This window comes from Ruegeria sp. AA3, assembly GCF_056542905.1.
This window is the reverse complement of record NZ_JBQGAQ010000010.1, coordinates 173,510-179,915: the sequence shown is the minus strand read 5'-3', so window position 1 is coordinate 179,915 and position 6,406 is coordinate 173,510. Positions and strand designations below refer to the sequence as shown.

8 protein-coding genes and 1 pseudogene are annotated in these 6,406 nt (G+C 54.8%); all 9 read left to right on the top strand.

Annotation, left to right across the window (positions count from 1 at the left end; genetic code table 11):
- On the top strand, positions 1-91 hold a 91-nt coding region (locus tag ACR0JR_RS17175; RefSeq protein ID WP_211330766.1), incomplete at its 5' end, for an EF-Tu C-terminal domain-related protein.
- 240 nt (positions 92-331) lie between these two features.
- On the top strand, positions 332-2,044 hold the full coding sequence (locus ACR0JR_RS17170; protein WP_480457155.1) for an amidohydrolase: 1,713 nt from the start codon (positions 332-334) through the stop codon (positions 2,042-2,044).
- Positions 2,045-2,071: 27 nt separating this feature from the next.
- Positions 2,072-2,215: pseudogene (locus tag ACR0JR_RS17165) on the top strand (EF-Tu C-terminal domain-related protein); the annotation flags it as partial.
- A 164-nt stretch (positions 2,216-2,379) separates the two neighbouring features.
- Complete coding sequence (locus tag ACR0JR_RS17160; protein WP_480457154.1) at positions 2,380-3,036, top strand: hypothetical protein; 657 nt, start codon at positions 2,380-2,382, stop codon at positions 3,034-3,036.
- Positions 3,037-3,220: 184 nt separating this feature from the next.
- On the top strand, positions 3,221-3,535 hold the full coding sequence (gene rpsJ, locus ACR0JR_RS17155; protein ID WP_008756422.1) for a 30S ribosomal protein S10: 315 nt from the start codon (positions 3,221-3,223) through the stop codon (positions 3,533-3,535).
- A gap of 18 nt (positions 3,536-3,553) precedes the next feature.
- Positions 3,554-4,279: a 50S ribosomal protein L3 gene (gene rplC, locus ACR0JR_RS17150; RefSeq protein WP_170515968.1), complete on the top strand. Its 726-nt coding sequence runs from the start codon at positions 3,554-3,556 to the stop codon at positions 4,277-4,279.
- Complete coding sequence (gene rplD, locus ACR0JR_RS17145; protein ID WP_010437039.1) at positions 4,276-4,893, top strand: 50S ribosomal protein L4; 618 nt, start codon at positions 4,276-4,278, stop codon at positions 4,891-4,893. Before rplC ends, rplD begins: the two co-directional genes overlap by 4 nt.
- Positions 4,890-5,186, top strand: a complete 297-nt coding sequence (locus ACR0JR_RS17140; RefSeq protein ID WP_010437040.1) for a 50S ribosomal protein L23 — start codon at positions 4,890-4,892, stop codon at positions 5,184-5,186. The genes rplD and ACR0JR_RS17140 overlap by 4 nt, the downstream gene beginning before the upstream one ends.
- 168 nt (positions 5,187-5,354) lie before the next feature.
- Positions 5,355-6,389, top strand: coding sequence for a fatty acid desaturase (locus ACR0JR_RS17135; protein ID WP_480457153.1), 1,035 nt, complete (start codon positions 5,355-5,357; stop codon positions 6,387-6,389).
- The last annotated feature ends 17 nt before the right edge of the window (positions 6,390-6,406 follow it).

Sequence of the window (6,406 nt, the reverse complement as noted above, 5' to 3'; positions counted from 1 at the left end):
GCCGATCGCGATGGAAGACGGCCTGCGCTTCGCCATCCGCGAAGGCGGCCGCACCGTCGGCGCCGGCGTCGTGTCGAAAATCATCGAGTAATTCGCGCAAGCGAATGATCAGATGGAAAGGGCGTCCCTCGGGACGCCCTTTTTCGTTTTTGCCTAAGTGAACAGTAATGCTAACTTCTTTCGTATTGAGACATTGCAATTAGAGAGAGGTCATAAGATGCACTTTTCGGCGCGTTCAATTTGTCTTGTCGTAGCAGTTGCTTTCTCATCTACTTCAGCATCGTCACAAGAAATTGCGGATAGGATCTATCTCGGAGGGCCCATCGTTACGATGGACGATACGGCTCCGTCCGCTGAAGCTGTCGCAGTCAAAGACGGGCGCATTCTTGCGGTTGGGTCGCTGTCTGACTTGTCGGCGCATCAGGGTGAAGAAACCGAAACCTATGATCTGGAAGGGCGCGCGATGCTTCCGGGGTTCGTTGATAGCCACGGACATGTCGTCATGGGAGGCTTGCAGGCATTGTCCGCCAACCTTCTTGCGCCACCGGACGGGGATGTCATTGATATCGCCAGTCTGCAATCCAAACTGACTGATTGGGCCGAGGAGAATGCGCAGGCCGTTGAACAGGTCAAAATGATCATCGGCTTTGGTTACGACAATGCTCAATTGAAGGAACTCCGTCACCCGACACGACAGGAGCTGGACATGGTGTCTGAGGACTTGCCCGTCGTCATTATTCATCAGTCTGGACACCTAGGCGTGGCAAACTCGAAAGCGCTTGAGTTGGCAGGCATCACGGCTGCTTCTGAGGCCCCTCCGGGTGGGGTCATTCAACGCGATGAGGCCGGGGAACCAAATGGGGTTCTGGAAGAGTACGCATTTTTTTCGGTTCTCGTGCCGATGTTAGGGAATTTGGGTGAGGAAGGTCTTGCCGCGTTTGCTCGAGCTGGGACTGAACTTTGGGCAAAGTTTGGGTATACGACCGGACAAGAAGGTCGGTCCTCAGGTGAAATCGTCGAAGTTCTCAGGAAAGTTGCCGCCGAAGAAGGGCATCCTATCGACGTTGTAGCGTTTCCGGATGTTCTCGAGTCGAGGGAGTATATTGGAGCGAACACCTCGACGGATTATGATAACAGGGTTCGGGTAGGGGGCTGCAAGCTGACAATTGACGGTTCGCCGCAGGGTTTCACGGCTTTGCGGGATCGACCCTACTATGATCCGGTTGGAAACTATGCCGCGGGGTACGCAGGGTATGCGGCCATAACGATGGAACAACTCCAGGACGCCGTGAACTGGTGTTACGAGAACGATTTTCAAATCCTTGTGCATTCCAACGGTGAAGGGGCATCAGACATGTTGATTGCTGCGCTCGAAGAGGCGCAGATCAAGTATGGCGACCCTGGTAACCGCCCCGTTCTGGTTCACGGTCAGTTCCTACGAGAGGATCAGGTCGCCAGTTTTAAGCGCCTTGGTGTGTTTCCGTCGCTTTTCCCGATGCATACGTTTTACTGGGGCGATTGGCACCGAGATCATACCGTCGGACCGGTCAACGCCGATAACATCTCACCCACAGGTTGGTTGCGTGAACGTGACATGATGTTCGGCACGCATCACGATGCGCCGGTGGCCTTTCCAGATAGCATGCGTGTACTTGCAGCTACGGTCACGCGCCGTACGCGCTCCGGAGATATCTTGGGCCCGCATCAGAGGGTTGATGTCATGACCGCATTGAAGGCCATGACAATTTGGCCAGCATGGCAGCACTTCGAAGAAGAGGAGAAAGGGTCTATCGAAGTTGGAAAAGTCGCGGACTTTGTGATTTTGTCGGACGATCCTACTGCCGTCGATCCGGAATCGCTGGCGGAGCTCGAAGTGCGTGTAACGATTAAAGGCGACGAGGTGGTCTATGAAGCGGAAGGCGATGTCAGAGAGGGAAATCTGCAATTCTCGCCATTTTCAAATGACCCTGTGATTGCACACCTTTTCATGCACGCGGTCTATCAAGGCATGAAGGTCGAAGCCCCATGGCTTGTTAGGAACTAGCCTGTGGGTTTTGGGAACTGAGACGTCACCGAATTGGTTTTGTCCGGCGACAGCGTTGGCTTCACCGTTAAGCTGATCGCGCCGATCGCGATGGAAGACGGCCTGCGCTTCGCCATCCGCGAAGGCGGCCGCACCGTCGGCGCCGTCGTTGTGTCGAAAATCGTCGAGTAATCACGGTAGGCCGGGCTTCAGCCCGGCACATCGACAAGACTAAAGCAAGCCGTCCCAAACCGGGGCGGCTTTTTTTCGGTCAATATCAAGTCGGCCTCGACTTGCTCGCACCACTCTGAAAAAAACGTTCTAGACCATTTCACTTTTTAGGCGAAAGCATTGTGATGAAAATTCCGTTTAGCCGACTATTGATGTTGACGACTATAACGCTGCTTTGTGGTTCAGTTGCAACGGCACAGAATGAGGATTTTGATGACATTCCTAAGTCTGTCAATTGGGGTGGAGAACTTGGTCTCATTAGAAACAGCACTCTGAAAGTCGCTGATGAAGTTACGGACAATTGCTGGACAAATTCATCGTCGATACGTTCGCGAGTTTACCTGACTTACGAAGCGAACGAAATTTTCGTGCCCGATTATGAACCGAAGTTTCTAAACTTCGAAACAGTTGTTACGACGTTGTCAGCATTTGGTTTTCGCACCTCAAGCGGTATATGTGCAATCAACGCGACATTTGATGTCCAGACTCTGGTCAATTTAACGTTGGGTGGTGCCGAGGGCAAAAGTCGTTACAGTTTCAACTACGCGGCAACTATCTTCAAACGCTCATCAATATTCACCAATAGCGCGAACGTAAACGCACCAATCAGCGATTTTTTTGAAGGAGCCGCATCCGAGTTTGTCGCCCAAACAATCGCGGCAAGACGATCCAGTGAAATTCTTGAGTACCGGCAAGATTACCCATCTGAGAACAAAAGGCCGATGTCGGTCGAAGAGTGGGATGCGATGATCGAAACATGGATGGAAAAACAGAATAACTAAAGATCTGTTCTCGAAACCGACTTAATTACGAATACACTTGCCAAACCCCGCCAACCCCACTAATACGCGCGAGTTCTCAATAAGAACATCAAGGCGGGGTGATTCCCGCCTTTTGGGTTCGAAGAGGGTTGGCGATGCGCGTCTGTCCTCCTCTCAACCTCAACGCCTAAAAAAGGCTGTTAATATGCAAAGCCAAAACATCCGTATTCGGCTGAAGGCATTTGACTATCGCGTTCTGGATGCCAGCACGCAAGAGATCGTCAACACTGCCAAGCGGACCGGCGCGAACGTGCGCGGCCCGATCCCGCTGCCGAACAAGATTGAGAAGTTCACGGTTCTCCGTGGCCCTCACGTTGACAAGAAATCCCGCGACCAGTTCGAGATCCGTACGCACAAGCGTCTGCTCGACATCGTTGATCCGACCCCCCAGACCGTTGACGCGCTGATGAAGCTCGACCTCGCTGCTGGTGTGGACGTCGAGATCAAGCTGCAGTCGTAAGATCGGAGGGTATAGATTATGCGCTCTGGTATTATCGCAAAAAAAGTTGGCATGACCCGCCTGTTCATGGAAGACGGCAAGCAGATCCCTGTGACCGTTCTTCACCTGGACAACCTGCAGGTTGTTGCACAGCGTACCGCTGACAAAGACGGCTACACCGCCGTTCAGCTGGGCGCCGGTGCTGCCAAGGCAAAACGCACCTCGAAAGCCATGCGCGGTCACTACGCCGCTGCAAAGGTTGAGCCCAAGCGTAAGCTGGCCGAGTTCCGCGTCTCCGAAGATGGCCTGATTGATGTGGGCGCCGAGATTTCGGCAGAACACTTCCTGGAAGGTCAGAAGGTTGACGTTTCGGGCACCTCGATCGGTAAAGGCTTTGCCGGTGCGATGAAGCGTTGGAACTTTGGTGGTCTGCGCGCCTCGCACGGTGTATCGATCAGCCACCGTTCGCACGGTTCGACCGGTCAGTGTCAGGACCCGGGCAAGGTTTTCAAAGGCAAGAAGATGGCCGGCCACATGGGTGCTGCCCGTGTAACCACCCAGAACCTGGAGGTTGTCAAAACCGACGCCGACCGTGGTCTGGTCTTCATCAAAGGCGCCGTTCCCGGACCGAAATCGGGCTGGGTCACCGTCAAGGACGCCGTCAAGAAGAAAGCACCGGAAGGCCTGCCTTTCCCGGCTGCTGTGAAATCGGCTGCAACCGAAGCACCTGCGGAAGAAGCTCCCGCGGAAGGTGGTGAAGCATGAAACTTGATGTAATCAAACTGGACGGCGGCAAAGCCGGCAACATCGAGCTGGATGCGGACCTGTTCGGCCTGGAGCCGCGCGCGGACATCCTGCACCGTGTGGTCCGTTGGCAGCGCAACAACGCGCAGGCCGGCACCCACAAGGTGAAGACTCGTTCGGAAACCAGCTACTCGACCAAGAAGATCTATCGCCAGAAAGGCACCGGTGGCGCACGCCATGGTGACCGTAACGCGCCGATCTTCCGTGGTGGTGGTATCTACAAAGGCCCCGTGGTTCGTTCGCATGGTCACGACCTGCCCAAGAAGTTCCGAAAGCTTGGCCTGCGCCACGCTCTGTCGGCAAAAGCCAAGGCAGGTGAACTGGTCGTAATCGAGAACGCCGAAGCCGAAGGCAAGACCGCTGCTCTGGCCAAACAGGTTGCAAACCTGGGCTGGAAACGCGCTCTGGTCATCGACGGCGCGACCGTGAACGAAGGGTTCCTGAAAGCGTCCAAGAACATCGAAGGCCTGGATATCCTGCCGTCGATGGGCGCAAACGTCTATGACATCCTCAAGCGTGACACCCTGGTGCTCACCAAAGCGGCTGTCGAAGCACTGGAGGCTCGTCTGAAATGAGCGCGAAGGCAGAACACTACGACGTGATCCGCAAGCCGGTCATCACCGAAAAGTCGACCATGGCGTCCGAAAACGGCGCGGTTGTCTTTGAAGTGGCGATCGACAGCAACAAGCCGCAAATCAAAGAGGCCGTTGAGGCTCTGTTTGGTGTGAAGGTCAAAGCGGTGAACACCACAGTGACCAAAGGCAAGGTCAAGCGGTTCCGCGGCCAGTTGGGCCGTCGCAAAGACGTCAAAAAAGCATATGTGACCCTGGAAGAGGGTAACACCATCGACGTGTCCACCGGTCTCTGATCGAACCCGTCTTTGGAGAGATATGAAGGCCCCCGCGAAAGCGGGGGTTTTTTCTTTAGCAGCGACACAGAAAATTGAGCGCGGAACGATCGTGTTTTGAACAAATCGCTTGCTAAGTCGGGCCGGTAGTCTATCCGGTACCCAACAAACAAAAGATATGGCAGGCGTATGGCAAACTTTTCTCACTCGACCCGGGAAAATCCGGATGTGACCGCGGCGCGGGATTGGGTGTCTACACTTGCCAAATACCGCGAACCGAACCAGTGGCGCAGTTCCTTTGAGCTGGGTGTCAGCATCATCCCTTTCTTTGCGCTTTGGACGCTGTCCTGGTTGTCACTTTCGCTCAGCTATTGGCTGGCGTTTGCGATTTCGGCCCTCAATGCAGCCTTCCTGCTGCGGCTGTTTGCGATCCAGCATGATTGCGGGCACGGGGCGTTCTTCAAAAACAGGGCGGTCAGCGACTGGGTCGGGCGGGTGATCGGGGTGTTTACGCTGACACCCTATGATGTCTGGCGTCGTACGCATTCCACGCATCACAACAGCTCGGGCAATCTGGACAAACGCGGCATGGGCGATGTCCATACGCTGACGGTGGCCGAGTATAAGGCGAAGACGCCAATGAACCGGTTCTGGTATCGTGTGTATCGCCATCCCATAACCCTGTTCGGTTTTGGCCCTGGCTATTTGTTCCTGTTTCAGAACCGCCTTCCGCTTGGACTGACCAGCAGCTTCAGGTTCTGGGTCAGTGCGATGGGCACCAACGTGGTCATTCTGGCTGCTTTGCTGGCTGTTTATTATTTTGGCGGCCTGATGCCGGTCTTGTTGATTTTCCTGCCTTCGACCCTGATTGCCGCAACCGCAGGCGTATGGCTGTTCTACGTCCAGCACCAATTCGAGGACACGCACTGGGATCCCGATAAAGACTGGCAACTGCACGAAGCTGCCCTGCACGGAAGTTCCCACTACATCCTGCCCTCGGTGTTGCAGTGGTTCAGCGCCAATATCGGCATCCACCACGTGCACCATCTGTACAGCCGCATCCCGTTCTACCGCCTGACCGAAGTGCTGCGCGATCATGATGAATTGGCAAACAGCAACCAGATGACCATCCGAGAAAGCCTCGCCAACGCGCGCCTACATCTGTGGGACGAGCAAAGTCGTCGTCTTTTGTCCTTCGCCGAAGCCCGTGCGCTTTATGGGTGATGGTAGGTTTTGCGGCT